Here is a 26,845-nt window from a genome sequence, read left to right as displayed (position 1 = left end):
GTTAATCCTCCACTCTCAGTGCAATTCCAGAATACGCCGCTATACTGATACTCGTTTTTTCAATAAATGCTTCCCCAAAAACAAGTGTGGTTTTTTCTTTAGGTGTATATGCTACGGGCTCTGATCCAAAATGAATGAGGAATAAAAAGTTGCCACGTCGGTAACTAAGCAATTCTCCATCGAGTTTTAAATAGGTATATTCTTTTTCCTTAAACTCATTTTCTTTTCTAAAAGTTAGTAGCGCTTGGTAAAATTCCCACATCGACTTAGCTTCTTTTTCAGGTAAACTAGCTGACTTTATCCATGATTCACCCGTCGTAAATGGTTCCCCGTCTGGAAATACCATTGGGCCACGCGCTTTATCACGTGTTTTTTGGACAGCAATTTCCAGTGCATTATCTAGGCTTTCACCTCGTTCAAACGCTTGATAATATGCTGAAACCCCTTGAATATCACGCATCTCATCCACTGAAGTAAAATCAATGTCAGGCATACCCATTTCTTCACCGTAATAAATAAACGGAATTCCTTTTGCAGTTAACATCAAAAAGGCCAATAGTTTTGTTTTTGAAAGATTCTCATTTGCAAGTCGCGACGCAAATCTACTCATGTCATGACTTCCAAAGAAAAGCGTAGGCCATTGTCCAGCTTGAAGTTCATTTTCCATCGCATTTAAAGAAGCGAAGACAGACTCCGCGTCGATTTTTTTGACACTCCCAAAATTAAAATTAAAGGTAACATCCAGCATTTTTTTCGAGCTATAGCGCGCAATTTCCGTTAAATTATCTGAGCTAATTTCACCAACTAAAAACGTTTCTTGCTCTCGTCGACAAAACTCGGCAATATGTTCTAATGCTGCTTCCAGTCCTTGTTGATTTCGGTCATATAAGTGATTCATTTCCCCGTTTTCAGTTGGGTTATCTGGAAATTCTAGTACTAAAGTTAAATTATTAATTACATCTAACCGGAATCCGGCAACTCCTTCGTTTAACCAAAATGCTAATACGTTTTCCATTTCTTTTTGGACAGCAGGGTTTGACCAATTCAAATCGGCTTGTTCTTTAGCAAAACTATGATAATAATATTCATTGGTTAATTCATCTAACTCCCATGCAGAACCTCCAAAAAAAGATTCCCAGTTGTTCGGTTTTTCTCGCCAAATGTAGTAATCCCGTTTTGGGTTTGTTTTACTACTCCGAGATTCCTTAAACCACGCATGTTCTGTGGAAGAATGATTCAACACTAAATCAATAATTACTTTTATTTCTCGTTTGTTCGCTTCTTTCATAAACGCACGAAAATCAGTCATAGTACCATAATCCGGATTGACTGCACAATAATCCGAGACATCATAACCATTATCGACTTGCGGTGAAGGATAAAACGGCGTCAACCAAATACCGTCTATCCCTAAATCCGCTAAATAATCCAGCCTACTCGTAAGTCCTTTGAAGTCCCCTAAACCATCTCCGTTACTATCCTGAAAAGACTTCATATAAATTTCATAAAAAACACTACCGCGCCAAAACTCCAAGACTTGTCGCTCCTTTTATTTCAAAGTAAATTGCATTCCCTCTTGGAACTTTTTCGAGAAGAATAAGAATAAAATAATGAGAGGAAGCGTTAGTAATACCGAAGCTGCATACATTGGACCAGGATAAGTTGCATACGGACCAAACATTTGCGAAATCAGTACGTTAAGGGTTACCGTGCTATCACTCTTCGTTACAAGCATGTCCCAAAGTAAGTTGGTCCATCTGTCTGTAAATAGGAATAAAAAGATAACCGTTGTAATCGATTTCGACATCGGCAGAACAACACGAAATAAAATTTTCAAATCGCTTGCTCCGTCAAGTTTTGCCGCTTCAATTAATGTATCTGGAATAGCTTTAAAGAAGTTTGTATACATAAACACTGCCCACAAACTTAGCATTGTTGGAATAATCATCCCAGCATACGTGTCTAACAACCCCATATCTGTAATCATTAGGAATTGTGGAATTAACAAAATAATTGCCGGGAAAAACATTTGGAATAAAATCGCATTATTAACCAATCGTTTCCCTTTAAAATCCACTTTTGCTAACGCATAACCAACCATCAGTCCAAACAACAGCATAAGTCCTGTTGCAATGGTGGATACAATAATCGTGTTAATAAACGCATGAATCCATGGTGCTGGGGCAGCTACAACAGAATTCCCAAACAGCCAATCCCACGAACGCATCGTAAATTCAGTAGGAATCAACTTTTTATCCACCTGATCCCAAGCCGCAAATGAGTTCAGCACCAGATAAATAAATGGGTAAATCATGACTAGCATTAGTAAAGTTGTTAGGATATATCGAACAATTTTACCTGCTTTACTATTACGTCCAACCATTTCGTTGACCCCATTTCTCCAACATTTTCTTAATAACACCAATCGATGCAAATGTGACAGTTGCAGCAATAAGTGAAATAGCAGAAGCATAACCAGAATTCAAGTTAACAAATGCTTGGTTAAAAATCTCCATTTGCCATGTGTTTGTTGCAAAGTTCGGCCCACCACCAGTTAATTGATAGACCTCAGTGAAAATCCCGAAGCTAACTCCTACCGCGAGTACAATAACAGTAAATAACGCTGGGTAAAGCATTGGTACTGTGACTTTCCAAAAAGTTCTAAACCGACCAGATCCATCCATTGCAGCTGCTTCGTAAATTTCATGATTAATACTTGCAAGCCCAGAAATTAAAATGAGCGCGTAATAACCTGACATTTTCCAAGCAATCATCAAGGAAATTATGACAAGTGCAGACATCGGTGTTCCGAGCCAATCAATATCCCAACCAAAATGGCCGCGCAAAAATACATTTAGCGCACTATTGTACGAAAGAAGACCTTGTACAATTAGTGACGTTACAACACCCGAAGATAAATATGGCAGAAAAAAAGCAACCAGATAAAGACCTTTAAATTTTGGAAGACCATTCACCAAAACTGCTACTACCATTGAAATAATCAGTGCCATTGGTACGAACACTATTAAAAACTTATACGTAACAAAAAAGGATGCTTGCACAGCTGGGCTCGTAAATGCTTTGATAAAATTATCCAAACCAACAAAATTGATTTCCGGACTCATCATGTTCCAATCCGTCACGGATAACCAAATCGACCAAACTAAAGGTACTAAGAAAAAGATTGCTGTGAATATGAGATACGGGCTGGTAAAAGACCAGCCCAACTTGTTATTTCGCCGCTTCATTCTTGAAGCACCCCGTCCTCAGCTTTCTTCATGTCTGACCAAGCTTTTACAGGTTTTTTCTCCCCACGAACAATCGGGTTCCACGCTTCTTCACCGATAATTTGTTGGATGTCATTGTATTTCGCATCATCCATCGCTGGAATGCTATATGGTACATTGGCTGCATAAACTTCTAATTCTGGATTCTCTTTAAAGAATGCTGTAAATGCATCATTTTTAGTCGCATCATCACGAGCTGGAATTAAATTGGTTGTTTCCAAGAATTTCAAATCATTTTCATCATCACTATATACAAATTTCAAGAAATCCATCGCTGCTTCTTTTTCTTTATCTGTTGCTTGTGCATACATGACAACGCCTTTAGAATCAGCGTATGTAGAAATGTTTTCTTCATCAGCCATGTTATCTGGTACTAATGGAGAACTGATTGTATAGTTTTCATTATATTTAAGTTCTGGGAATTTTTCGTCCCAGTTAGGGAAAGTCCAAGGGCCATTATCAGCCATAATACTCGTTCCTGTTTCAAACGGATCCGTTGCTTTACTAGAAAGAAGCAATTTATTTTTTTGTAATTCTGACATAAAAGTAAGCAGTTCTGTTCCAGCTTTATCATCAGCAACCAATTTGCCATCTTCTACAAAAGCATTGCCTTTTGAAGCTGCGTCATAAAGTGGGAAAAAGTCAAACCAACGCATCCAAGCGGTTGGATCAGATAAATCCCCTTTTGCCCAAAGTACTTTATCTGGATATTTTGCTTTTAGTTTTTTACCAACTTCAAGCGCTTCACTATATGTTTTTGGAGGAGCATCATAGCCGAGTTCTTTTAGCGTATCTAAACGCCATGCAAATAAAATTGGATTAGAATAAACTGGCAGCACATATTGATTGCCATCAGAGAATTCCCAAGACTTCATTGTTTCTGTCATATTCCGTTCATCTACTACCTTATCTAGGCCTTTAACATCATTTAAAGGAACGATTGCCTTGCTATCAGCTAATTGTGCTGCGAAACTACGATTGATATTTTCAGACATTGTTGGAGCCGTTTTAGAGGCAATAGCTGATTGAATGGTCGCTTCAGAAGATGGACTTTCTTTCATTTGGCTAACTTCAATAGTCACATCTGGATTTTCTTTTTCGTAAGCTTTAGCCATTTCATCCCAATATTTTACTTGTGTAGGATTTGGAGCGGCCCAAAATGTTACTTTTGTTTTCCCACTGTCATCGCTACCGTTACTTCCCGCGCCGCCACAAGCAGCTAAGAGTGACCCTGCAACCGCAATACTGAGGGCTGCATAAGCAATTTTTCTAATCTTCATATCAATAATCCTCCTAATTTCACTTTTTTGTAATTGTAAGCGCTTGATTACGATTACATTATCACATTACTTTTTTGTAATGTCAATAATTACTTTTTTAAAGTCTTTTTATATAGGTGTTAAAATGATATGATTTCTTTGGACATAAAATTATTTACGACATTACTTTTTAATTATATAATTTTTGCTATTTTATGAATTAACTTCTATAATAGAATAAAAAAGGAAAGATGGAGGGGGAAGTAATGAAGAAAGTAACGATGCAAGATATTGCTGATAAGCTAAATATAACCAAGAATTCCGTATCACAAGCTTTAGGCAATAAAAACGGTGTCAGCGAACAAACCAAATTAGCTGTTTTCAAAATGGCTGATGAACTGGGTTATAAATATAAAAAAGAAATAGCTAGAGAAGTTGTTAAAGAGAAATTTGCTCTTTTAGCCACTTCTTTCGCATTATCGCAGCGAAGTTTTTTTGGAGAAATTATTGATAATATGAAACAAAGCATCATCGCACGCCAAGGAGAGTTAGTTATTTTCCCCGTAACAGACGAGGAAGCCGAATTACACCAAATTCCCGAACAACTTCAAAATGAAAATTGGACTGGCATTTTCTTACTTTCACATATCAACACAGAGTATAGCAAACAAATTACCATGCTTGGAATACCTGTCGTCTTAATCGATCATCACGATCCTCATCTAAAAGCCGATGCCGTAATTAGCCAAAATAAAGATGGCGCATTCACTGCGGTTGAATTTTTAATCCAAAATAACCATCAAAAAATTGGGTTTCTCGGTGATATTACATTTTCCCCAAGTTACGAGGAACGATTAGAAGGATATAAAAAAGCGCTAAACTACTATCAAATCCCTTTTAATGAAAAACATGCTATCACTCAAATTAAAGAAGAACAAACGAGCCTTTATAAAACATTAGACGCACTAGATGAGCTACCAACTGCTTGGTTTTGCGTTAATTCTGGACTAGGATTTATTTTAAATACGTATTTGCAGTCCAAAGGCTACACTATACCAAATGACATATCGATTATTTGTTTTGATAATACCGAATTTACAGTACTTAGCAAACCCCCACTGACAACGATGTGCACCAATTTATCCTTTATGGGTGAAAAAGCAGTAGAATTGATGTACAATCGCATAAGAAAACCAGATGACGGATTTGTTCATCTGGCACTTGCAACTAATTTAATTGTCCGTGATTCTGTTAATGCAATCAAAAAAACGATTCAGCAACAACCATAAGCTGAATCGTTTTTATTAATTTACCTTCAAAACTGCGAGATCCTTTTGTAAAAATGCCAATACCGCTTCGAAAAGTTGCTCCGCTTGTTTATCTTGACAAATGACATGTTCCGAGCCTTCTAAAATAAATAACTCTTTTGGTCCCGGAATACTATCCATTAAAAATTGAACGCTTTTTTCAGCAGGAACCACAGAATCATTGCTACCTTGCGCAATAAAAGTCGGAATTTCAATATGTTCGAAAACAGGTTTGGCTAAAGCTACCATTTTTTGGAATTGAAGTGTGGAAGCCCAGGGAGTTTCCGTCACTTTTTTTTGGTAACGTTTGAACATTGGACTATTTTTAAGTGTGACTTCTTTTGCTTCGGCTAATACTTGCTTGGAATTTTCGACAATTTGTGGCCATTCCATCGCATTTACTGCGGTGCTTAGTAATACTAGTTTTTTCACTTCTGGATAGTGCCTGGCAAGCCATCCAGCAAGTAAACCACCCATGGAAAAACCAATAATGTATACTTCTTCGTCTTCTTTTAACATTTGACTCAAGATGCTATCTACGAAAACAATCCAATCTTTATACGTCACATTTTTCAAGTGGCGCAGGTGATCATGGCCTGGTAATGTAGGTGCGAGTATATCCCAATCTGTATGCTCTCGCAAATAATCAGCAAGTGGCTCCACCTCTTTTGGTGAACCTGTAAAACCATGAATACACAAACAAGCAACCATTATGCCTTTCCTCCTGTCCAAATTATTACCTGTTAATCGGCAATATCAGTCTATCCGAATTTATTCGTCACTTAATAATAAGATTTTCTACCACATCTTTCAAGCCCATTCCATAAGAACCTTTGACCAGTATCCATTCATTTCCATCCATTTCGCTAAGAAGGGCAGTTTCAAGCGATTCTTTCGTGTCGAAATGTTGAACTTTTCTCTGACCAATTTTTATTTTAGCAACTTCCTCGAAAGCTTTCATCGCTTCACCATATAAGAATACTTTCTCAACTGCTCCTTCTTCCAACACTTCCGCAGATTCTTTGTGCAGCTGCTCAGACAATTCGCCTAACTCTAACATATCGGCAAGCACTAAATATTTCCGTTTCCCTTGCGAATCCATATGCATAAACGTTTTTAAAACGGTTTTAAGGGCTGTTGGGCTAGAATTATAGGCATCATTTAAAATCCTTGTGCCGTTTTTTGTTGTTAGCCATTCTAAGCGACTTTTAGAGCGTTCCATATTCCGAAGTGCTTTTTGGATTTTTTCGCCTTCGATGCCAATCTCTCTTGCCGCTAGCATTGTCGCCATAGCATTAAATACGTTATGCTCTCCAATAATTGGTACAAAAATTTCTAAATCAGGTTCCCAATTTGTTACAAATGCGGTACCTTCTGCCTCAGCGTGAATAGCTAGAGGATAAATTTCGGCTTCCTGTGATTTCCCAAAAGTTAATTGTCTAAAGTCTCCATCAATATGGCTTAACAGCAAAGCTTCCTCATATGGGTAAATTAAAATTCCACTTGGACTGAGCCCAGCAGTAATCTCTAATTTCGCCTTCGCAATTTCTTCGCGTGAACCTAAGTATTCAATGTGTGCTTCGCCGATATTTGTGATAATGGCAATATCTGGTTTGGCAATTTTAGATAGCACTTCAATTTCATGTCGATGATTCATACCCATTTCAAGTACTGCCACTTCAGTATCTTCCGGCATAGTCAAAATCGTATAAGGCAGGCCAATATGATTATTAAAATTCCCACCGGTATAATGTACTTTGTAGCTTGTTTCAACTATCGCAGCCATAATATCTTTCGTTGTTGTTTTTCCGTTACTACCAGTGATTGCAATAACTTTTGGTTTCACTTCTTGGATATATTTCTTTGCCATCTCTTGCAAAGCTAGTAAGGTGTCCTCTACTAAAATAACTGGAAAATCAGTCGGTGGATTTGGTACATTCTTCTGCCAGAAAGTCGCGACCGCACCCATTTCTCGCGCTTGTCCGACAAATTCGTGACCATCACGCAATTCCCCAACAAATGGCACAAATAAGTCACCTGGCTTTATTTGCCTCGTATCAAAACAAACACCAGTAATAACGACATCGCGAAATGCATCTGTATGAATAGTGCTATCTAACATGCCTACTACTTCGCCTACTGTTTTTTTCAAAATCAATCGCTCGCTTCCATAAAAAAGCAGCTTCCTTGGATGAAAACTGCCTTTCGCTTATTTTAGTCTTCTAATTTATATTTAAGTGCATTTTTTGCTGCATGACGTTCTTTTGCTAAATCAACCAGTCGTTCAATTAGGGCCGGATAAGGTAATCCTGTTTCTTGCCATAAAAGTGGATACATACTATAAGGCGTAAATCCTGGCATCGTATTCACTTCATTTAAGAATAATTGATTATCATCTGTTAAAAAGAAATCAGCACGAACAAGTCCACTTGCATCTAAACCTAAGAACGCTTGAATAGCATATTCCTTCATTTGTGCTAAAATTTCTGGCTCTACTTCTGTCGGGATAATAAGCGCAGTATTATTGTCTTGATACTTCGCTTTATAATCATAAAATTTTGCCACAGCGCCTTCTGGCAAAATTTCACCCGGTACGGAACAAATGGGTGTATCATTTCCAAGTACGCCCATTTCAATTTCACGAGCAATTACACCTTGCTCTACTACTACACGACGATCATATAAAAATGCTTCAGTCATCGCTTCCGTTAGCTCTTGTTTATTGGTCGCCTTGCTAATACCAACACTAGAACCAAGATTTGCTGGTTTAACAAAAACTGGGTATTCTAGTACTTCTTCCATTTCGGTAACCATTTCATCCTGAAAGTTCTTCCAGTCAATCAAACGAACAGCTACTGCTGGAACTTGAGGAATCGCTGCATCTGCAAAGATCTTTTTCATAACGATTTTATCCATTGCCGCTGATGAAGCAAGCACACCATTCCCAACATAAGGGATATTTAATACTTCAAATAATCCTTGTACTGTACCGTCTTCTCCGTTTGGTCCATGTAACAATGGGAACACAACAGTCTCTTGTCCATCTGCTTCTAAAACAGCTGGGCTAATAAGTTCTCCCGCCGACTTCTCCGTTTCTACTAAAGCAAGTTCCACTTTATCAGCTGCCGCAAAACGCAATTGCTCCACAAAGTCTAATTTCCCAGAAAGGAGTGGGCCTTGTATCCATTCCCCTTCGTTTGTAATATATATTGGTTGTGCTTCAAATTTATTTAAATCTAGTGCATTAATTACAGAAAATGCCGTTTGTAAAGAAACCTCATGTTCTGCGGATTTTCCACCGTATAATAAAATTAACTTGGTTTTCATAATACCCCTCCGTCATTATTCGCTTTATCTATTTTACCATGTTTTAGCAAGATGAAAAGGCATAACTAAAAAATAGGTTGAAAAAATCTTCTTTTTTAAATAAGACCAACGCTCTCTTACTCCAAAAAGGACTTTTTCAACCTACTTTATTAAACTCCAGATGTTAATTTCAATCCAATCACACCGGCAATAATCATCGTAATAAATAACAATTTCCCAGCACTCTTTCGTTCTTTAAAGACAATCATGCCAAGTGTTACACTCCCGACTGCGCCGATTCCTGTCCAAATTGCATAACCTGTCCCAATTGGAATCGTTTTAAGAGAGAGAGATAGTAAGAAAAAACTCGCTGACATAAATAAAATAGTTAATGCCGCATAGCCAAATCGTTTGAACCCTTCTGAAAGCTTCAGCATTACAACAAAGGCCATTTCACATAATCCCGCAATAAATAAGAATATCCAATCCATTTTTATCTACCATCCTTTTCTGATTCCTGACCGTCGACCAACTTCAATCCAATAATGCCTGTTAATAACACAAGTAACGATATAATTTTCCAAAAAGAAACGCTTTCTGATAGAAATAACATACCAATAATGGCTGTCCCTGCCGCACCAATTCCGGTAAACACGGCATACGCTGTTCCAATCGGAATCGACTTCATGGAAATCGAAAATAAGCCAAAACTAACAATTAAAAAGGCTACTGTCAAAAGACTCCAACCGAGCATTGTAAATCCGTGCGATTCTTTCAATCCAAAAGCCCAAACAATTTCTGATAAACCTGCCAAAATCAAATAAAACCAAGCCAATTTCCTTACCTCCAATTATTTAAGTAAACTTGCGAGAACTTCCCAAGCGGAGTTCCGGCGCAATTCAAATTCCGTTTCATCATAAATTCCATGTTCCACACTTAGACCATCTAATAGTGCATAAAATACATGCATCCACCTTACTAGAACTGCTTCTGTTACTATAAGTTCCAACGTTTCCCGCAAAATATCATTCGTTAGTTGTTCATAAGTCCTCGTCTCTTCCTTTAGTTCTTGAAAAAGCGATTTTGGTGGATAGAAAACCGCCCGCTGAAAGAATTTTTTTTCATCTGGATTACTGGAAAAATCTGTCGCCACAAAGAATATCTTTCGGAGTTTCTCTTCTCCAACCAAACTTTCCTTTTGTGATACTTGTTGTAACCCCCTCAATTCCGCTTGAATGCTATCTTGATATACTTCTAAAAAAAGGGCTTCTTTCGACGAGAAGTGAGCATATAACGATGGTGTTTTGATTCCAACTACTTTAGCTATTTCTGAAAGAGCTGTACCATCATATCCTTTTTCTGCAAAAAGGGATAACGCTGCTTCTTTTACTAGTTTTTTCGTCATTAGCCATCCTCCTAACTAACGTTCATTAGTTAAATGATACCAAATAAAAAATCAAACGTAAAGGAAAAAGTTTGATTTTTTATTTCTCAATATAATTCCATTCATTTTGTTTCAAATCATAAACTAATTTCGCCACTTCTTGCTCATAATATATTTTTGACGAGATTTCGAGTTCGGTCATTTCTTCGGTTAATCCTAAACCAATTGGTACCTCGATTTGTGTTCGAGTTTTAACGACATCATCGAATGCGATACAGGCACCATCACGAAAATGATCTGACATCTTTTTCAGTAATTCTACTGGCGGTTCAGCAACGTATTTTTTCTTACCAAAGGATAAGAATGTTTTTTCGTTGACAAGATCTGATGTTTTTCGTGCAATAACAAAACTAAGTAATATATAAAAATGATTTAAATTGCGATAATAAATTTTATTATAGCGGCCGTCCTCTCTCGTTAAGTAAACAAAATTATTTTGCAACTTATAATAAAATGGAGAGCGCAGATGGCGACCTGTATGTGCTAAATAAAGCATTTCTGCCACTTCTTGCGGTGTCAATTGATTGAGAAGTTCTACATCTTCAAAATCAATCCAACAAAGTGGACTAAAGTTTTCTTTAGGAATATTTGCTAAATCGTTTGGTTCAAGATAATGAAAAGCTGTATGTGCATTGTATGACGCGTCTTCTATATTGTGTTTAATCAGTAAAATATTTTCAGGCGGTTGCCCGACTCCATTTAAAAAATCACCAAAAGAAATGCCACTTGTCGCTACATTATTAATAACATGATCAATATGAACATAAATAGCTTGTTGATTAACCGCTTCTTTTTTCATTTATTTGCCTCACTCTAATTCTATTTTCTTTTAATAGGTAAAAGCTTTCCTATCCATCATACAACATTTCTGGCTAAAAAGGATAACAGAAACATCAAAACTAGGTGACTAATTGATGACAAATAAAAAAGTGAAGAGATTTCATGTGTCATTTAATCTGTCTTATGACTTTTCCGAGTACACAGGACGATTGAAACACACATAAAAATCTTTCACTTTTCATTTACTGCAATCGAAGTTTCATGTTAGAGATTGCTTTGGTACTAACAGCTTGCCAAATATCTTTTCGCGATTTCGTTTTTTCTACTACTATGCCTTTTTCTTTGAGCTGACGGATTACTTGATTCAAATCTTTTTGATTACTATCCAAACTCATCACTCCATCTTCAAAAATTTGTTTTTCATTCTCTTTTTAGTTTTTCTCTCTATCTTTACTTTAACATATTCTCTTTCCTAAGAATACCCTATTTCTTCATAAATCAACCTAATAACTCGCATTTTTTCAAGAAAGCGTTTGAAAACCGAATCTTATAGCCTGTTTCTTCATTAATATAAAGAAACAAGCTACATTTATTGTCATTTATTTCGCTTTAGGGCTCCTTTTCAGTAAAACAATTCCTGAAATTATAAGTAAAGTGCCCGCAAAAAGAAAAATTGGTGTATTGGATTTCGTATCACCTGTTTTTGGCAAGTTCGTATTTTTTGGCGTTTCAGCTTTCACTTGCACGCTGATTTCTGTTGATTTTGACGGATCTGTTGCCTTCGTTGGGTTTGTCGGATCCACTGGATTAACAGCTGCTTCTTTTTTGTATATATAAGTAACGGTTTGTGCTTTCGTTTCAAATACACCAATTACATTAGTAGGCGTCTTGGTTAATTTGTAGCCACTCACTTTTTTGGCAGTTGTTTGATAAGGCTCGTCTACTTTTCCAGTTAAAGTTTCGCTTGCCGCAACTTTTGCTCCATTTTCATCCACATAGTTCACTGTGACAGGAGCAGCATCTGCAGCTGGTTCGTTCACGGTAATTGGTTGAATAATTCGACCATCAAAATGTAGCATTTCACTCGTGAAGTTCATAGAAACACCAGGCGCTAGGATATCTTTTTCGCCTGTTTTATAATCATATAATTTGTAATCAACAATGCAACCTTCTGTTATGTTCGACATGACAATTTTATCTCCCTCCAGCACCATACTCGGATTGGTTGGGAATGTGTAGTCAATTCCAGAATCATCAGGCTGAATTGGTTTATCAATTGCTAAACTATCGCCTGAGGTAACTTCCTTCTCTGATAAAACGATTAATTGGTCTGTTGCATAAGTACTTGTATAAATAGGGTGATTCTTAAGCGGTGATAAATCAGCAATATTATTAACATTTAAATTAAGATAATTTAGCTTACTTAACCCAGCAATTGCTGCGACGTTATTCATGTTGGAATTGGTAAGGCTGATATAAGTTAAATTTCCGAGCTGGCTTAAAAACGCATAACTAGGATCGGTGGAATAAACTAAATCAAAAGTTAACATAGTCAAATTAGAGTTATTGGCTACAAAAGAAAAATCAAATTTTGCTCTTGGTTCAGCTGTAAATGCCTCATCATCAACCACATCCGGACCATTTGCAGACCAATCAAAACTCGTTAAATTTCGAAGTGGTTCTAGTCCAGAAGTGGTTTCAAAACTACTTGAATTAACGCATAAAGTAGTAAGTGCACTCATTTGACCTATATAAGCTACATCAGCATCTGGAGCTGTGATTCCGACAATCTGAAGTGTCGAAACATTTTTTAAATATTGCAAACCATTTAATGTAGTATAGTTTTTGTTTGTTAAATTTAATATCCCTGTAGCATTATTTAAATCGGCTTCGGTTGGCTGATAATCGCTTGGTTTCTGAAGCAATGCGTTAATGTCTGCTCTTAAATTATCATCGGGGACTAAAGAAGTGGCATCACTGTTTCCTGCAAGCAATACTGGTTCCGTTGATTCTTCTTTATTTTCAGTAGAAGGAGCATCAACATTGGTTTCTTTCCCACTAGCATTTTGTTGTTCTGCCTTATCCGTTTCTTCTGCTAAACTACTAAAAGGTGCGATGCTGAGAATTAATACGCATGTAATTACAACTAATTTTAGTATTTTCTTCATTTTCCATTCTCCTTGTAATATGTACTCTGTTTTTTGTCAAAAGAGGAAGTTGCTTTTATATCAACAGCTAGAGAAGTAGTCCTAACTGATTCTGAAAAACGAATTTTGTGAATGTTTGAACAAATGATTTTTCACATTTTTGCAAAAAAAATTCTGATGTAGTTGCTTCTTTTAGCTGGCGTTCTCACCGCAAGGCTAGGCTTAGTATTCCTTCAAGCTTTGGAGTTTCATTTATAACTTTAAAAGAAGAGCTGAGACTTTTCAGCCCTTCTTTTGAAAATTAGATGTTCACTTTCTTCTTAGTAAAATAACTCCCGACACAAGGAACAAACTTCCCAGCGTTAAGCCCATGGAATGATTTGTTGTATCACCGGTGTGAGGCAAGTTAGTTTTTTCTGTTGCTTTAACTACAGCTGGATCAGAAGTAGGATTAAGTGGATTCGTTGGATCATTTGGCTTAACAGGATCAGCTGGGCTTATTGGATTAATAGGATTTGCTGGATCTGTTGGGTCTGCTGGATCTGCTGGGTCTACTGGGTCTACTGGGTCTACTGGGTCTACTGGGTCTACTGGATCTACTGGATTAATTGGATCAATGTTGGTTTCTTTTTCATACTCATATGTGACTATTTGCGCATCAACTCCAAAAACTCCAGATGCATTCGTTGGCGTTTTGGTTAGTTTATAACCGTCAATCATTTTTTCACTTGTTTGGTAAGCAGTACCAATTTTTCCAGTTAACGTATCTGTAGGTGCTATATTTTGACCATTTTCATCTACATATTTGACTGTAACCGGCGCCCCATCGTTTAACGTATAAATATAAGTGACTGTTTGAGGCTCTGAAGTGAAAGTACCGGTTTGATTCGCAGGCGTTTCTTTCAGTTGATAGTTTTCGATTGTTTTGGCAGTAGTGTTATAAGTTTCATCGACTTTACCGTTTAAAATTGTATCATCTGCTAGCTTTGTTCCACTTTCATCTACATATTTCACAGTAACTGGGGCTGCATCCACTGCTGGAGCTTTTACATTGATTGGCTGGATGATTTGTCCGTTAAATTGACCAGTAGCTGAAAATCCGGTACTCGTAAAGTCCATCATAACGCCTGGAGTAGAAATATCATTTTCCCCAGTTTCATAATTATATAATCGATAATTCACGATACAATCATTTGTAACATTGGACATGACAATTGTATCTCCATCAATCGAAGTAACTGGATTCGCAGGAAGCGTATATTCAATTGCTGATGTATCAGGTTTAATCGGTTTATTAATGGTTAAACTATCACCTTGATATACGTCTCTTTCAGGTAGAACAACTACTTGAGAACCTGCACTTATATCCTTATAAACAGGGTGATCTTTTAGTGGAGATAAATCACTAATATAATTTGCATTTACATTAAGATAAGTTAATTTGTCTAATCCTGCAAGCGATGAAATATCATTCATATTAGAAACAGTAATGCTTACATGATCCAATTCAGGTAATTCACTTAAGAAGCTATATTTTGGATCAACGGAATATACCCCCTCAATTTCTAAAGATCTCAAAGTAGTATTATTTGTTACAAATGAAAAATCATAGGCAGTTCTAGGATCTAAACTACCACCCATTTCATTGCCTGAACCTGTACCTGATTCCTGTTGGCCATTGTTAGTCCATTGAAATGATCTTAAGCTAGTAAGTGGTTCAAGTCCTGCAGTTGTTTTAAAGCTACTAGTATTGATTTGTAAAAAAATCAAACTACTCATTTGAGCGATATAAGATAAATCCTCATCTGGTGCTGTAATCCCAACTGTTTGTAGTGCCATGACTTTTTTTAAATACTGTAAACCATTGAGGGTTGTATAAGTTGTATTTCTTAAATCCAAGCTTCCGCTTAAATTTCCCAACTCAGCTTCCGTTGGCATATAATCACTTGGTTTTCCCAATTTTGTATTAATGGTTGCTCTTAAATTAGCATCTGGAATTAAATTGGTCTCAGTAGCATCACCAGCCATTAATCTTGGTTCGGATGTTTCTTTTGCGTCACTTTCGGTCTTACTTGTTGTTTGAAAGTTGGTTTCTTTTGTGCCACTTTCTGTTTTACTTTTAGTTTCTTTAGCTTTGTCTTCTGTTGCAGTTGACTCGTCTTTTATTTCTGTTTGATTATCTGGAGTAGTCGTTTCCAAATTATCCCCTTTTAAAGCTGTAGTTTCTTGTTCTATATCAGTAGCATCCGTTTCTTTTGCAAAAGTGCTGAACGGAACTGCACTGACAATCACAACACAAATAATGACTAAAAGCTTAAATATTTTCTTCATGTTCCAATCTCCTTGTAGTATAAAATAGGTTGCTTCAATAAATGCATCATTCGATACAAAATTATTATAAACGACCCCCAAGTAAAATGAATCATTGTATAAAAGAAAAAAATTATATTGTGTCAAAAACGTGAAAGTATATTTATAGCGAATATATAAAATTATAAATCGTTGGTACTGAGCCATTCCAAACTTTTATTTTTGTCTAAAAATAGACTTTTTTCCTAATAAAGCAGCTTGAATCTTATTTTTTTTAGTCATTATTTTTTTCTAGATGTACTGTTTCAGACCAAAAAAACAGAAATTCTCTATTGGTTACTAAAGAGAATTTCTGTTTTTAGTGATTATTTTTTTACAAAACTTTATCTAAAAAGCTAATCGTTCTTTGATTTGTTGGATGGTCAAATATATCTGCTGGTTTACCTTCTTCAACGATATAGCCACCATCCATAAAGATAACCCGATCGCCAACTTCACGAGCAAATCCCATTTCGTGTGTGACGATCATCATGGTCATTCCACGTTTAGCTAATTCTTTCATAACGGCTAGTACTTCTCCGACCATTTCTGGATCGAGTGCAGAGGTTGGTTCATCGAATAGCATAATATCTGGATCCATTGCAAGAGCTCTAGCAATCGCAACCCGTTGTTTTTGCCCCCCAGAAAGTTGACTTGGGTATTCATCTGCTTTTTCTTTTAGACCCACTTGTTCTAATAAACGAAGCGCATTGCTTTTCGCCGCTTCTTTATCCATTTTTTTCAGTTCTACCGGAGCAAGCGTGATATTTTCTAAGACGGATAAATGTGGGAATAGGTTAAAATGTTGAAACACCATTCCGATATTTTCGCGTACTTTGTTAATATCTACTTTTTTATCAGTAATGTTAAAATCATCGACAATGATTTCTCCGGCTGTAATTTCTTCTAAGTTGTTCATGCAGCGAAGGAAGGTGCTTTTTCCGGAACCAGATGGCCCAATTACGCAAACCACTTCGCCTTCTTTCACTTCGATATCAATGCCTTTTAGCACTTCATTCGCCCCAAAACTTTTTTTAAGTCCGGTTACTTTGAGTTTAGTCATTTCGTACCCTCCTTTCTAAACGATCCGACACTTTGGTTAAAATAGTAATGACGATTAGATACATGATTCCAATAATGAGCCATGTCCAGGTACTTTCGAACGTACGCGCCATAATAATTTTTCCGGATTGTGTTAATTCAACTAGTCCGATTGCCGACATAATCGAGGTGTCTTTTAGCGTGATAACGAACTGATTGATAAAGGACGGAATCATCATCCGAATGGCTTGTGGCAATACAACTTTTAACATTGCTTTTTTGTGTGGTAAACCAAGACTTCGTGCAGCTTCCATTTGTCCTTTGTCGACGGATTGAATTCCTCCACGAACGATTTCGACCATATAGGCACCTGCATTCAAGCTTAGGGCAATGACACCGGCTAAGAATACTGGCATCCTAAAATCAAGCGCGGCTGGAATACCAAAGTAGAAGAAAAATGCTTGAACGATTAAAGGTGTTCCACGGAAAATGTCTACATAAACAGTCGCAATGCCCCGTAAAATTTTGCTGTTACTTACTTTCATAAAGCCAAATGTAATCCCAATTATAAAAGCAATAATTAGTGAAACAACAGCTAGTCTGATTGTTAGCCACATCCCAGCTAAAAGTGCCGGCCAAGAAGATTTAATAATTCCCATAAAACCTTTTTCTGTTGTATTTTCTTTTACTGCATCTTTTCCTAAATAATTTTCAAGAATTTCGTCATACTCGCCACTTGCTTTAATGTTCACTAGACCGGCGTTGAATTTTTCTAAGAGTTCTTTGTTTTTGCCTTTGTTAACTGCAAATCCATAAGAATTCCCCTTTTCTTTTTCCGTTACGATTTTTAACCCATTGCCTGTTTGAACACCATAAGCGAGTACTGGATAATCATCGAAACATGCGACAGAATTTCTTGTTTTAACGTCATCATACATTTGGGCTGAATCGTCAAATACAACAATTTCAAAACCGTATTTATCTTTTATTTTTTCTGCGAAGGCATAACCTTCTGTCCCTGTTTTAACAGCAACTTTTTTCCCTTTTAAGTCATCATAATTTTTAATTTTGTCGTTATCTTTCAGGATTCCCATAACAACACCGGAATCAAAATACGGATCAGAGAAATCGAATTTTTGTTTTCGCTCGTCTGTAATACTCATCCCAGCGATAACACCATCTACTTGGTTAGCTTCAAGTGCTTGAACTGCTGCATTAAATCCCATTGCTTTAATTTCGTATTTAAAATTTTGATCTTTGGCAATGGCTTTCAGGATATCCATATCAATCCCAACATGTTTTCCATCTTTTTCAAATTCAAAAGGGGCAAAAGTGGTGTCAGTCCCAATTAAGTAAGTTTCTTCTGCCGCTTTGGCATGTAACCCGTTTCCTGTGAAAATAAACATGGCCACACAAGCGATCGCCATTGTAAGTATGAAGCGTGAAAATTTCTTCATATTTTGTCCTCCCTTTATATATGTTTAGCTATAATTAATTATTTTATGTAGCATTGAATTTTTCCGTCCTCGTAAGATTTTACCATAAGGGTACATTATTGACCATAGTTATTTGCGATAAGATTTTCAACACAACATAAGAAAGAAGCTAATCAGTGAAAGCTAGCTTCTAACTATTGTGTAATTGGTTTTCGAAATCATATTCTTTCATTTTGGCATAAGCGATATAGGTACTCTTGGCATTTTCGACTGCTAAATTTATTTGTTTCTTTTTCCCGCCTTTTTGTGGAAAGGATGTTACTTTTTGAAGTGAGGCTGACAAAGACATTTTATCTATTTTTTCTGCAATCAGCAACTCTTTTGGTTGGATATTGTTTGGATCCTGATAAAATTGATTGATAAAGTCTGCCAAATCTTCTTGAAGCGACTTTTGGATTTCAAAAACGTGCCATTTGGTTCCATTGATTGCACCATTTCGAACGAAAAAGACAAAAACACTTAAATGATTATCTTGTTCGTAACAACCGATGAGATCACGGTTTTTTAACCCTGGGAAAATAATATGCTGCTTTTCAATGGTTTCATTAATGGCTTGGATGGTATCACGAAGTTCCGCAGCTCTTTCAAATTGTAGTTTTTCAGTCGCAACTTGCATGTCTTGTGTCAGTTTGGTTTTGACCGCTTTGACATCGCCTTCTAAAAACCGAGTGATTTTTTGAATTTGTGCTTGATACACAGCTGGGGCGATTTCGGCTTGGCATGGGCCTAAGCAAAGACCTAGATGATAGTACAAACACGGGCGACCTGGTTTTCCGTCGCATCTACATAATGGATATAACTTTTCGATTAACATCGCGGTTTGTCTTGCAGAATATCGACCTGGATAAGGGCCAAAATAGTGTGCCCCATCTGCTTTTGTTTCAACAACTACTTCAATGTGCGGATTTTTCTCATTGGTAATTTTGATATAGGGATAACTTGGCCCTTCCTTTAATTGTCTATTAAAAGGCGGTTGGTATTTTTGAATTAAAATCATTTCGAGCAGCAATGCTTCTTTTTCAGAACTTGTAATAATGAGTTCCAAATCGCGAATTTGCCGGACGAGTCGCGCTGTTTTGCCAACTTGTTTGCCAGTAAAATAAGACTTTACTCGGTTTTTTAAGCATTTTGATTTACCAATGTAGAGAATTTCTTGATTTTCATCTTTATATATATAACATCCAGGCGATTCAGGCAGTAATGTTAATTTTTGTTGTAATTGAGTGTTCAAAGGAATAGCCTCCTTCTAGAACACTTATTCTAGCGCTAACCGTCCTATTTGTAAAGATAAAAAAAGAACTAACTGAAAACTTTCAACTAGTTCTTTCACTTATTTAATCACCCCAAACATCTTTTGCAATTTTAACGATGTAACGTAATTTTTCCCATTGCTCTTCTTCCGTTAAAATATTTCCTTCTTCCGTAGAAGCGAAGCCGCATTGTGGGCTAAGTCGTAATTGTTTAAGTGGAACCATTTCACTCGCTTCCTTAATACGTGCTTTGATTAATTCCGCGTCTTCTAATTCGCCAGTTTTGGATGTAATCAAGCCAAGGACAATTTTAAGATCCGCTCGATTAACATATTTTAAAGGCGCAAAATCACCGGATCGCTCGTTATCATATTCCAAAAAGAAGCCATCAATATTTAGGTTACTAAATAAAGTTTCCGCTACTGGACCATAGCCACCAGAAGCGATCCAAGTAGAACGGAAATTTCCCCGGCAAATGTGCATTGTAATAACCATATCTGCTGGTTTATTTTTCACTGCTTCATTAATTAATTTTTTGTATGTTTCTTGTAGGGCATCTGGGTCAAAACCACGTTCCCGAACTACTTCTCGCTGTTTATCTGAGCATAAATAACTCCAAGAAGTATCATCTAATTGCAAATAGCGACAACCGGCGTTATAAAAGGCCTGAATTGCTTTTTGATATGCTTTTGCTAAATCACTAGCAAACTTTTCCGGATTATCCAGATATGGCTGATATTCAATATCCCCGCGATAATGAAGCATTGCTGGGCTTGGAATAGTTTGCTTTGCCACATGATCCGTACCAACGGCTTCTTTTAAAAACTGAAAATCAGCAATAAAAGGATGTGTCGTAAAATCAATGGCACCCGTAATTTTCACCGAATGCGATTTTGTTTGCACTTGGCTAAACTGAATTCCACCTGCTGCATCGTATCCTTCTACCCCATCCAAATTTTCCAGGAAATCAAAATGCCACCATGCTCGGCGGAATTCTCCATCCGTGATTGCTTTTAGCCCAACTTCTTTTTGTTTCTTAACAATATAGTTGATTTCTGTATTTTCGATTTTGCGTAGTTCTTTCGCTGAAATTTCGCCTGCCGCGAATTTGCTTCGTGCATCTTTAATCGCCTTTGTCCGTAAAATACTTCCTACATGGTCTGCATAAAATGGTGCTACTTGTTTCATTTTGTTCGCCTCAATTCTAGTTATTTTTATGTACAAAAAAACTTCCCCTTAAAAGACAGCTTTTGAGGGAAAGAGAAATTTACCTGATTCGCATGCCTTATCTATCAGTATTATCTGCTGGATTTGGCACCGTGAAAACTCCGGTTGCCAAGGTTTCATTGGGCCAGAACCCTCCACCTTTCTTGATAAGTTGCTATGTAATTGATTATTATTATATCGTTTCGTCTAATTGATTGTCAAATTTTTTCTGAATATTTATGCTTCTGCGACAACTTCGATTTCAATTTCAGCATCGAGGGGTAATTTCGCTACTTGGAAAGCACTTCTAGCTGGGAAATCATTGGAAAAGAATGTCGCATATACTTCATTAACTGCTGTAAATTGGTTTAAATCTTTGAAAAAAACCGTGGCCTTGATAATTTTATCTAGTCCTGATCCCGCTTCTTCTAATACAGCGGAAAGATTTTGAAAGGCTTGTTCTGCTTGTTTAACCGCTCCCTCAGCTAATTCTTTTGTTTCCGGATTAATTCCAAGCTGTCCAGATGTAAAAATAAAATTATTTACTTTTACCGCTTGTGAATAAGGTCCGAGTGCTTTTGGCGCATTATTTGTTTGAATAATTTCCTTTGCCATTTTATCCCTGCTTTCTTTTGTGGTATGCTTTTATTCTAATCAATAAAGTTTATTTTAGCAATTTAAAGGGGGAGTTAATCATGGTTTTAACGATTTATTTCATCGCGATGACAGTTATTTCATTTCTAATGTTCGCTATTGATAAACGAAAAGCAATCAAGCATGCCTACCGTATCCCAGAATCTGCCCTTCTTCTTACAGCGTTTCTCGGCGGAGCATTCGGCAGTTGGATGTCGATGCAACTTTTTCATCATAAAACACAAAAAACAAAGTTCCGGATTCTTGTTCCGCTAGCGATGGTTTGGACTGTTGGTGTAGTTATTTGGTGGGTATATTAAAGGAGGACTATAGATGCGCCTCCGTTTTGTCCAGTTGCTATTATATGATAAAGCGATTGATTTACAGGCTAGTTCCCATCAGAAATAAGTAGCAACACATGATATTTACTTGTCACTACGCTAGTTATTTTCTTTTATTATTAGAACCAAAAGAACGCAACCATTTTTTCCATGGAGGTCTGCTTTTGGTTCTATTTATATATTGGATATTATAAAGGATTCACTAATAACCAGGGAGTTACTTCACTATAAATTTTCTCTTTTTGGCACAGTTCATTTTATTTACAATACAAACAAGTAGCTGCTTACTTTTCTTTTTCTGCATTTAAATAATATTCTATCGTTGTTAATACTCCTGCTTCCTTATTTGAAGGAGCCACATACTTAGCTCTTGCAAGCACTTCTTTGCTACTTTCCTTCATCGCGTAGCTAAGAGGGGTAAGCTCAAGCATTTCTAAATCATTATTTGCATCTCCAAAAGCAAGTAGCTTTTCACTACTCATGTTCCATTCTTTCAAAAGCTGCTTGATTGCACTTCCTTTTGTTACGCCTGGAATAATAATATCAATGCTACCATGTCCACTTGCTACTGCGCGAATATCGCCTTGAAATGTCTGATTCAGTTGTTCGACAATTTGCGCTGTTTGGTCAATTGCTACATCTAAAGCAAATTTAATAAAAGTGTCCTCTGGCAGCGTGACAAAAGATTCCACTTCTTTTAATTCAACATAATATTTTTTGGCAAATTCTTTAAAAGTGGGATTAGCTGCTTTAAGTAAATAGGCACTCTTCACCCCGCAAAGAATCACTTGTAAATCTAGGTATTCTTGAGTCAATGTATAGAGAATTTTTTCAACTAAATGTTTTGGAAATTGATTGACAGTTATTAACGCTTCATTGTGAAAAATCACAGCTCCATTTTCGGCAACATAATAAATCTCTCTATCTTTACCTGGAAAGAAAGATTTAAGTTGATAGTATTGATTGCCACTCGCCACGATAAACTTCATTTCTTTTTCTAACAAATTCGCATAAATTTTTTCAAAACGTCCACGATCATATTCACCATGCGCATCTAAAAAAGTGCCATCCATATCTACTGAAATAGCTTGAATCATTTTTTCTCTCCTTTATCGGCTTGTCTTTAACGCCATTATAGCATACTAAAAAAGCAGAAATCCCCTTGGTTCTAGCTGGGAATTTCTGCTTTTCTTATGCTTCTTTGAAAAATTTGTTTTGAATCACTTTGATAATCTCCATCATAATGACTGCTCCAAGTGCAAGTCCAGCTGCAATCGACCATTCATGTAGCCCGAATGATGCCGGGATAGAGAAGATTTCGCGGGCTCCTGGTAAAACAGTAACTCCATATAATACGAAACAAAGTAATACTGCACCGATAACATATTTGTTGCTGAAAAATCCTGCGCCAAATGCAGTTTGGACATTGGAACGAGCAGCAAATGTTTGCAACGTACGAGCTAAGATAAGTGTCGTAAAGGCCATTGCCACGCTCATCTCAGGTGAAATTTGCATACCGATGTATTGTGAAATAATAACTGCAACACCAATTAACACTCCGCGACTAATGACCGCGCGCATCGTTCCGCCAGCAAAGATACCTTCATTAATATCTCTCGGTTTGCGTTTCATCACATCAGGTTCCGCTTTCTCCATACCAAGGGCAATCGCTGGCAAGGAATCATTGACTAAATTAATAAATAGTAATTGTAACGCTGTAAATGGATTAATCCAATCTAGTACGAGCGCAAATAAAATCGCAATAATTGCTCCCAGGTTGCCTGCAAAAAGATACGCAATCGATTTTTTAATGTTGTCGAAAACAGTACGACCAACCCCAACTGCATCCACAATCGATACAAAATTGTCATCCGTTAGAATCATTGCCGCCGAGTCTTTAGCAACGTCTGTTCCGCTCCCCATTGCCACGCCAATATCGGCTTGTTTCAGAGCGGGAGCATCGTTCACACCATCTCCGGTCATTGCAGTAATTTTTCCTTTTTTCTGCCAAGCTTTGACGATACGAATTTTATTTTCTGGAGAAACACGAGCATATACAGCGATATGTTCTAGTTTTTTATCAAGTTCTTCTTCCGGCATCGAGTCTAGCTCTTGACCAGTTAAAGCAATATCATCGGCATCCATTAAGCCAATATCGCGACCAATTGCTTGTGCCGTTGTTTTGTGATCTCCAGTAATCATGACTGTGCGAATTCCTGCTTTTTTCGACTCCTCAATCGAAGCATAAACCGCTTCCCGTGGTGGATCAATCATTGCTGTTAAGCCAACAAGAACAATATCTTGCTCATCTTCTAAGCTTAGCTCTGTTGAATCAGCTGCCATCCGTTTGTAACCATAAGCAAGAACTCGGAGCGCTTGATTCGAAAATTCTTCATTTGTTTCTTTTAGTTGCGTTAAAATTTCATCGGTCATTGGTTTTTCTTCTCCATCAAGGAAAACATAACTACAGCGAGCGAACATCACATCAGGTCCGCCTTTTGTCAACATGGCTTTATTTTCGCCGAATGTGTGGAGCGTTGACATCAGTTTTCTATCAGAGTCAAACGGAATTTCCCCTTCACGAATGAATTTTTCACGAATTTCATTATAATCTTGGTTATTTTTATTACTAAAAGCAATTAGTGCCACTTCTGTCGGATCACCGAGTTCTTTTCCTTCTGAATTAATATTCGAATCATTACAAAGAACAGCAATATGAATCAGTCGACGCTCTCCTTCTGACCATTTTTCGGGACTGTCAGGGAAGTTTTCTTTCGTTCCATCTGGTAAATAATAGTCAACCACCGTCATTTTATTTTGTGTTAATGTTCCGGTTTTATCAGTACAAATAACACTGGTGGAGCCAAGTGTTTCAACTGCCGGTAGCTTTCTAATAATCGCATGCTGTTTCGCCATCTTGTTCGTCCCAACGGCAAGTACAATCGTCACTATAGAAGAAAGTGCTTCTGGGATAGCAGCAACTGCCACTGCTACTGCAAACATGAAGGCATTTAATATCGCTGTTGCCATATCCGCTGAATCATTACCAAGGAATACGCGTCCAGCTTCCACAGCGAAAATCAAAATACAGAGCGCTAGAATACCAAGCCCTAATTTTTTACTGAAGGATTCTAATTTTCTTTGTAAAGGTGTTTGCTTTGCTTCAGCTGTTTCTAAAAGACCAGCTATTTTACCAATTTCTGTTTCGCTAGCTGTTCCTGTTACGACAAACATACCACGACCATACACGACAAGTGAGCCACTAAATACCATGTTCACACGGTCGCCAAGCCCCACTTCCTCTGAAATCGTATCGATATATTTTTCAACAGCTTCCGATTCTCCTGTCAGCATACCTTCGTCAATTTTCAACGAACCACTTTCAAATAAGCGCCCGTCTGCTGGGACAAAATCACCTGCGTCGAGAAGAACGATATCGCCAGGAACAAGTTCACGCGCGTGGATACTCTGTTTGCTGCCATCACGGATAACTTTTGCAACCGGTGCAGACATTTCTCTTAAAGCATCGAGTGAACTTTCTGCTTTTCTCGTTTGGACGACACTAATAATGGAATTGATAATCAGTACTAAAAAGATAATGAGCGATTCAACCACTTCTCCTAAGACTAACTGAACAAGTGCTGCAATGACCAGAACAATCACCATTGGATCTTTAAAGGTTTCTAGAAAAAGTTTCCAGACTGGATCTTTCTTTTTATTCTTCAGTTCGTTAAAACCGTATTTTTCTTGCCTTTTTGTAACCTCACTAGTTGTTAAACCTTTTTCAGTTGCTTCTAGTTGTTCCAATATTTCTGCCGCGCTTTTGCGGTATATCTCCAATCCATTCAGTCCCTTCCGAATATTATAAATTAAGTATAACAAATCTTTACATGGAAATAATATTGATAAGAATGATAATTTACATACTCTTAACAAAAAGCGCTTTCATTGCACGCAACTGTCATACTGCCGGCATTTTTCTTGCAAAAAAACCAAGAAGCTTTATCTTGGTTTTGGTGTTTCTTCATTTAAAAGAGTTATTTTCGGAATTTCTCTTGAAGCGATAAATGTAAGGAAGGAACCGATAAGAATGATGATAATACCAATCGCGGTATGGAAGTTAATGCTCTCGCCAAGAATAATCCATGCGAATATCGGTGCTAATGCTGGTTTAATAAAAAAGACAAGTGAAGCAAGTGATACACCCACATTTTCCATTGCAAGAAAATAACTAGAAAAACCAATTCCTGTCACGCCAATACCTAAATAAAACAATAGTGGTAAAGACGCCCATCCAATCCCGCTAAAAACAGGAACATTCGCAAAAGCCGGTAAGCCGTTTGTCATAAAACTATTTGCAATCACTGGAATATGAGTGAATAGCATAATGACTAAAAGCTCTGCGCTACCAAAAATAAAGGAAAAACAAGTGATTAAAATGCCATTATAATGATATTTCTTTGTACCGAAACGACTGAAAACACTATAAATTGCAAAGGTAATCGCTGCTAAAACTGCTAGCAATATCCCAATTGGATCTACCACTTCAAAAGGATTAATAATGACCACAATACCAATTAGACTCACAATAATAGAAATAATCGTTAACCCAGCAAGTTTTTCCTTCAAAAAAAGAGCAGCAAATGTAAGCACAAAAACTGGATTACAACTAAAGATAATTGCAACCGTGGATGCCTTTGTATACCCGATTGCTAATTGGAATAAAATCATACTAATAACGACACAGAAAAAACCTGACCAACAAAAAAAGCGAATATCTTTCGCTGTAAGTTTTTTAGCCTCTTTTTTTAATTTTTTTACGGCTAATGGTAATAAAAATAGCCCACCCAGCGCAAACCGTAAAAATGTAATTTGAATGGGGTTAAATGTTCCGTTCGTTAGTTTAATGGCAATCTCCATCGAACTAAATAGAATCGTTGCGATTGCAATATACAAGTAGCCTTTTTCCACTGGCTAACACCTTCATTTCTTTTTTGCA

The 26,845-nt window shown here is 37.1% G+C and carries 24 protein-coding genes and 1 riboswitch; of the genes, 2 read left to right on the top strand and 22 right to left on the bottom strand.

The genetic code is table 11. The annotated features are described in order from the left end of the window. Nucleotide 1 precedes the first annotated feature (1 nt). Genes JL53_RS04970 through JL53_RS04955 form a run of 4 tightly spaced genes read right to left on the bottom strand, consistent with a single transcriptional unit; the run spans nucleotide 2 to nucleotide 4,567 of the window. Nucleotides 2-1,534 carry an alpha-glucosidase gene (locus JL53_RS04970; protein WP_038406956.1) on the bottom strand — a complete coding sequence of 511 codons (1,533 nt, stop codon included), beginning with the start codon at nucleotides 1,532-1,534 and terminating at the stop codon, nucleotides 2-4. A 15-nt stretch (nucleotides 1,535-1,549) separates the two neighbouring features. Beyond that, a complete protein-coding gene (locus JL53_RS04965; protein WP_038406955.1) occupies nucleotides 1,550-2,383 on the bottom strand; it encodes a carbohydrate ABC transporter permease in 834 nt (277 codons plus the stop codon). Further along, nucleotides 2,370-3,248 (bottom strand): carbohydrate ABC transporter permease, encoded by an 879-nt coding sequence (locus JL53_RS04960; RefSeq protein ID WP_003719051.1) that lies wholly within the window; start codon nucleotides 3,246-3,248, stop codon nucleotides 2,370-2,372. The genes JL53_RS04965 and JL53_RS04960 overlap by 14 nt, the downstream gene beginning before the upstream one ends. Further along, complete coding sequence (locus tag JL53_RS04955) at nucleotides 3,245-4,567, bottom strand: ABC transporter substrate-binding protein (protein WP_003719050.1); 1,323 nt, start codon at nucleotides 4,565-4,567, stop codon at nucleotides 3,245-3,247. The genes JL53_RS04960 and JL53_RS04955 overlap by 4 nt, the downstream gene beginning before the upstream one ends. 245 nt (nucleotides 4,568-4,812) lie before the next feature. On the opposite strand from JL53_RS04955, the gene JL53_RS04950 reads away from it, so the two are divergent. Beyond that, entirely contained in the window at nucleotides 4,813-5,835 is a 1,023-nt protein-coding gene (locus JL53_RS04950; protein ID WP_038406954.1) for a substrate-binding domain-containing protein, read from the top strand. A 15-nt stretch (nucleotides 5,836-5,850) separates the two neighbouring features. Here the strand turns inward: JL53_RS04950 and JL53_RS04945 are convergent, their stop codons facing one another. The 15 genes from JL53_RS04945 to JL53_RS04870 all read right to left on the bottom strand — a co-directional run bounded on the left by JL53_RS04945 (nucleotide 5,851) and on the right by JL53_RS04870 (nucleotide 21,487). Beyond that, the gene (locus JL53_RS04945) at nucleotides 5,851-6,564 is read right to left on the bottom strand and encodes an alpha/beta hydrolase (protein ID WP_003719048.1); all 714 of its coding nucleotides are present in this window, start codon (nucleotides 6,562-6,564) and stop codon (nucleotides 5,851-5,853) included. A gap of 67 nt (nucleotides 6,565-6,631) precedes the next feature. Beyond that, on the bottom strand, nucleotides 6,632-8,005 hold the full coding sequence (locus JL53_RS04940) for a UDP-N-acetylmuramoyl-tripeptide--D-alanyl-D-alanine ligase (protein WP_038408162.1): 1,374 nt from the start codon (nucleotides 8,003-8,005) through the stop codon (nucleotides 6,632-6,634). Between the two features lie 62 nt (nucleotides 8,006-8,067). Next, nucleotides 8,068-9,180, bottom strand: coding sequence for a D-alanine--D-alanine ligase (locus JL53_RS04935; protein WP_003719046.1), 1,113 nt, complete (start codon nucleotides 9,178-9,180; stop codon nucleotides 8,068-8,070). A gap of 149 nt (nucleotides 9,181-9,329) precedes the next feature. Next, complete coding sequence (locus JL53_RS04930) at nucleotides 9,330-9,650, bottom strand: DMT family transporter (RefSeq protein ID WP_003719045.1); 321 nt, start codon at nucleotides 9,648-9,650, stop codon at nucleotides 9,330-9,332. Nucleotides 9,651-9,652: 2 nt separating this feature from the next. Continuing rightward, a complete protein-coding gene (locus tag JL53_RS04925; RefSeq protein ID WP_003719044.1) occupies nucleotides 9,653-9,994 on the bottom strand; it encodes a DMT family transporter in 342 nt (113 codons plus the stop codon). Between the two features lie 15 nt (nucleotides 9,995-10,009). Further along, the gene (locus JL53_RS04920) at nucleotides 10,010-10,564 is read right to left on the bottom strand and encodes a TetR/AcrR family transcriptional regulator (RefSeq protein ID WP_003719043.1); all 555 of its coding nucleotides are present in this window, start codon (nucleotides 10,562-10,564) and stop codon (nucleotides 10,010-10,012) included. Nucleotides 10,565-10,643: 79 nt separating this feature from the next. Continuing rightward, nucleotides 10,644-11,402, bottom strand: a complete 759-nt coding sequence (locus JL53_RS04915) for a hypothetical protein (RefSeq protein WP_003719042.1) — start codon at nucleotides 11,400-11,402, stop codon at nucleotides 10,644-10,646. 223 nt (nucleotides 11,403-11,625) lie between these two features. Further along, nucleotides 11,626-11,772, bottom strand: coding sequence for an Lmo0850 family protein (locus tag JL53_RS04910; RefSeq protein ID WP_003719041.1), 147 nt, complete (start codon nucleotides 11,770-11,772; stop codon nucleotides 11,626-11,628). Between the two features lie 210 nt (nucleotides 11,773-11,982). Continuing rightward, a complete protein-coding gene (locus tag JL53_RS15950; protein WP_052010563.1) occupies nucleotides 11,983-13,551 on the bottom strand; it encodes a MucBP domain-containing protein in 1,569 nt (522 codons plus the stop codon). Between the two features lie 288 nt (nucleotides 13,552-13,839). Then, nucleotides 13,840-15,861: a MucBP domain-containing protein gene (locus JL53_RS15145; RefSeq protein ID WP_052010561.1), complete on the bottom strand. Its 2,022-nt coding sequence runs from the start codon at nucleotides 15,859-15,861 to the stop codon at nucleotides 13,840-13,842. A gap of 352 nt (nucleotides 15,862-16,213) precedes the next feature. Next, the gene (locus tag JL53_RS04895; RefSeq protein WP_038406952.1) at nucleotides 16,214-16,942 is read right to left on the bottom strand and encodes an amino acid ABC transporter ATP-binding protein; all 729 of its coding nucleotides are present in this window, start codon (nucleotides 16,940-16,942) and stop codon (nucleotides 16,214-16,216) included. Beyond that, complete coding sequence (locus JL53_RS04890) at nucleotides 16,935-18,377, bottom strand: amino acid ABC transporter substrate-binding protein/permease (RefSeq protein WP_003719035.1); 1,443 nt, start codon at nucleotides 18,375-18,377, stop codon at nucleotides 16,935-16,937. The genes JL53_RS04895 and JL53_RS04890 overlap by 8 nt, the downstream gene beginning before the upstream one ends. 169 nt (nucleotides 18,378-18,546) lie before the next feature. Further along, complete coding sequence (uvrC, locus tag JL53_RS04885; protein WP_003719034.1) at nucleotides 18,547-19,647, bottom strand: excinuclease ABC subunit UvrC; 1,101 nt, start codon at nucleotides 19,645-19,647, stop codon at nucleotides 18,547-18,549. A gap of 103 nt (nucleotides 19,648-19,750) precedes the next feature. Next, the gene (locus JL53_RS04880) at nucleotides 19,751-20,854 is read right to left on the bottom strand and encodes a 5-methyltetrahydropteroyltriglutamate--homocysteine S-methyltransferase (protein WP_003719033.1); all 1,104 of its coding nucleotides are present in this window, start codon (nucleotides 20,852-20,854) and stop codon (nucleotides 19,751-19,753) included. A 94-nt stretch (nucleotides 20,855-20,948) separates the two neighbouring features. Further along, nucleotides 20,949-21,046, bottom strand: a riboswitch (SAM riboswitch). A 63-nt stretch (nucleotides 21,047-21,109) separates the two neighbouring features. Next, nucleotides 21,110-21,487 carry a RidA family protein gene (locus tag JL53_RS04870; protein ID WP_038406951.1) on the bottom strand — a complete coding sequence of 126 codons (378 nt, stop codon included), beginning with the start codon at nucleotides 21,485-21,487 and terminating at the stop codon, nucleotides 21,110-21,112. A gap of 80 nt (nucleotides 21,488-21,567) precedes the next feature. Between JL53_RS04870 and JL53_RS04865 the strand changes: the two genes are divergently transcribed. After that, nucleotides 21,568-21,825, top strand: coding sequence for a DUF1294 domain-containing protein (locus JL53_RS04865; RefSeq protein WP_003719030.1), 258 nt, complete (start codon nucleotides 21,568-21,570; stop codon nucleotides 21,823-21,825). Nucleotides 21,826-22,130: 305 nt separating this feature from the next. Here JL53_RS04865 and JL53_RS04860 read toward each other — a convergent pair whose 3' ends face one another. The 3 genes from JL53_RS04860 to JL53_RS04850 form a co-directional block, all read right to left on the bottom strand. After that, the gene (locus tag JL53_RS04860; protein ID WP_038406950.1) at nucleotides 22,131-22,943 is read right to left on the bottom strand and encodes a Cof-type HAD-IIB family hydrolase; all 813 of its coding nucleotides are present in this window, start codon (nucleotides 22,941-22,943) and stop codon (nucleotides 22,131-22,133) included. A 94-nt stretch (nucleotides 22,944-23,037) separates the two neighbouring features. Continuing rightward, on the bottom strand, nucleotides 23,038-25,686 hold the full coding sequence (locus JL53_RS04855) for a calcium-transporting ATPase (RefSeq protein ID WP_038406949.1): 2,649 nt from the start codon (nucleotides 25,684-25,686) through the stop codon (nucleotides 23,038-23,040). Nucleotides 25,687-25,848: 162 nt separating this feature from the next. Beyond that, nucleotides 25,849-26,817, bottom strand: coding sequence for a DMT family transporter (locus JL53_RS04850; RefSeq protein ID WP_038406948.1), 969 nt, complete (start codon nucleotides 26,815-26,817; stop codon nucleotides 25,849-25,851). Between the last annotated feature and the right edge of the window lie 28 nt (nucleotides 26,818-26,845).

The sequence above is a fragment of the Listeria ivanovii subsp. londoniensis genome, assembly GCF_000763495.1.
In the GTDB taxonomy this organism is placed as follows: Bacteria; Bacillota; Bacilli; order Lactobacillales; family Listeriaceae; genus Listeria; species Listeria londoniensis.
The sequence above is the reverse complement of the archived record's forward strand: the minus strand, read 5'-3'. Positions and strand labels throughout refer to the sequence as shown.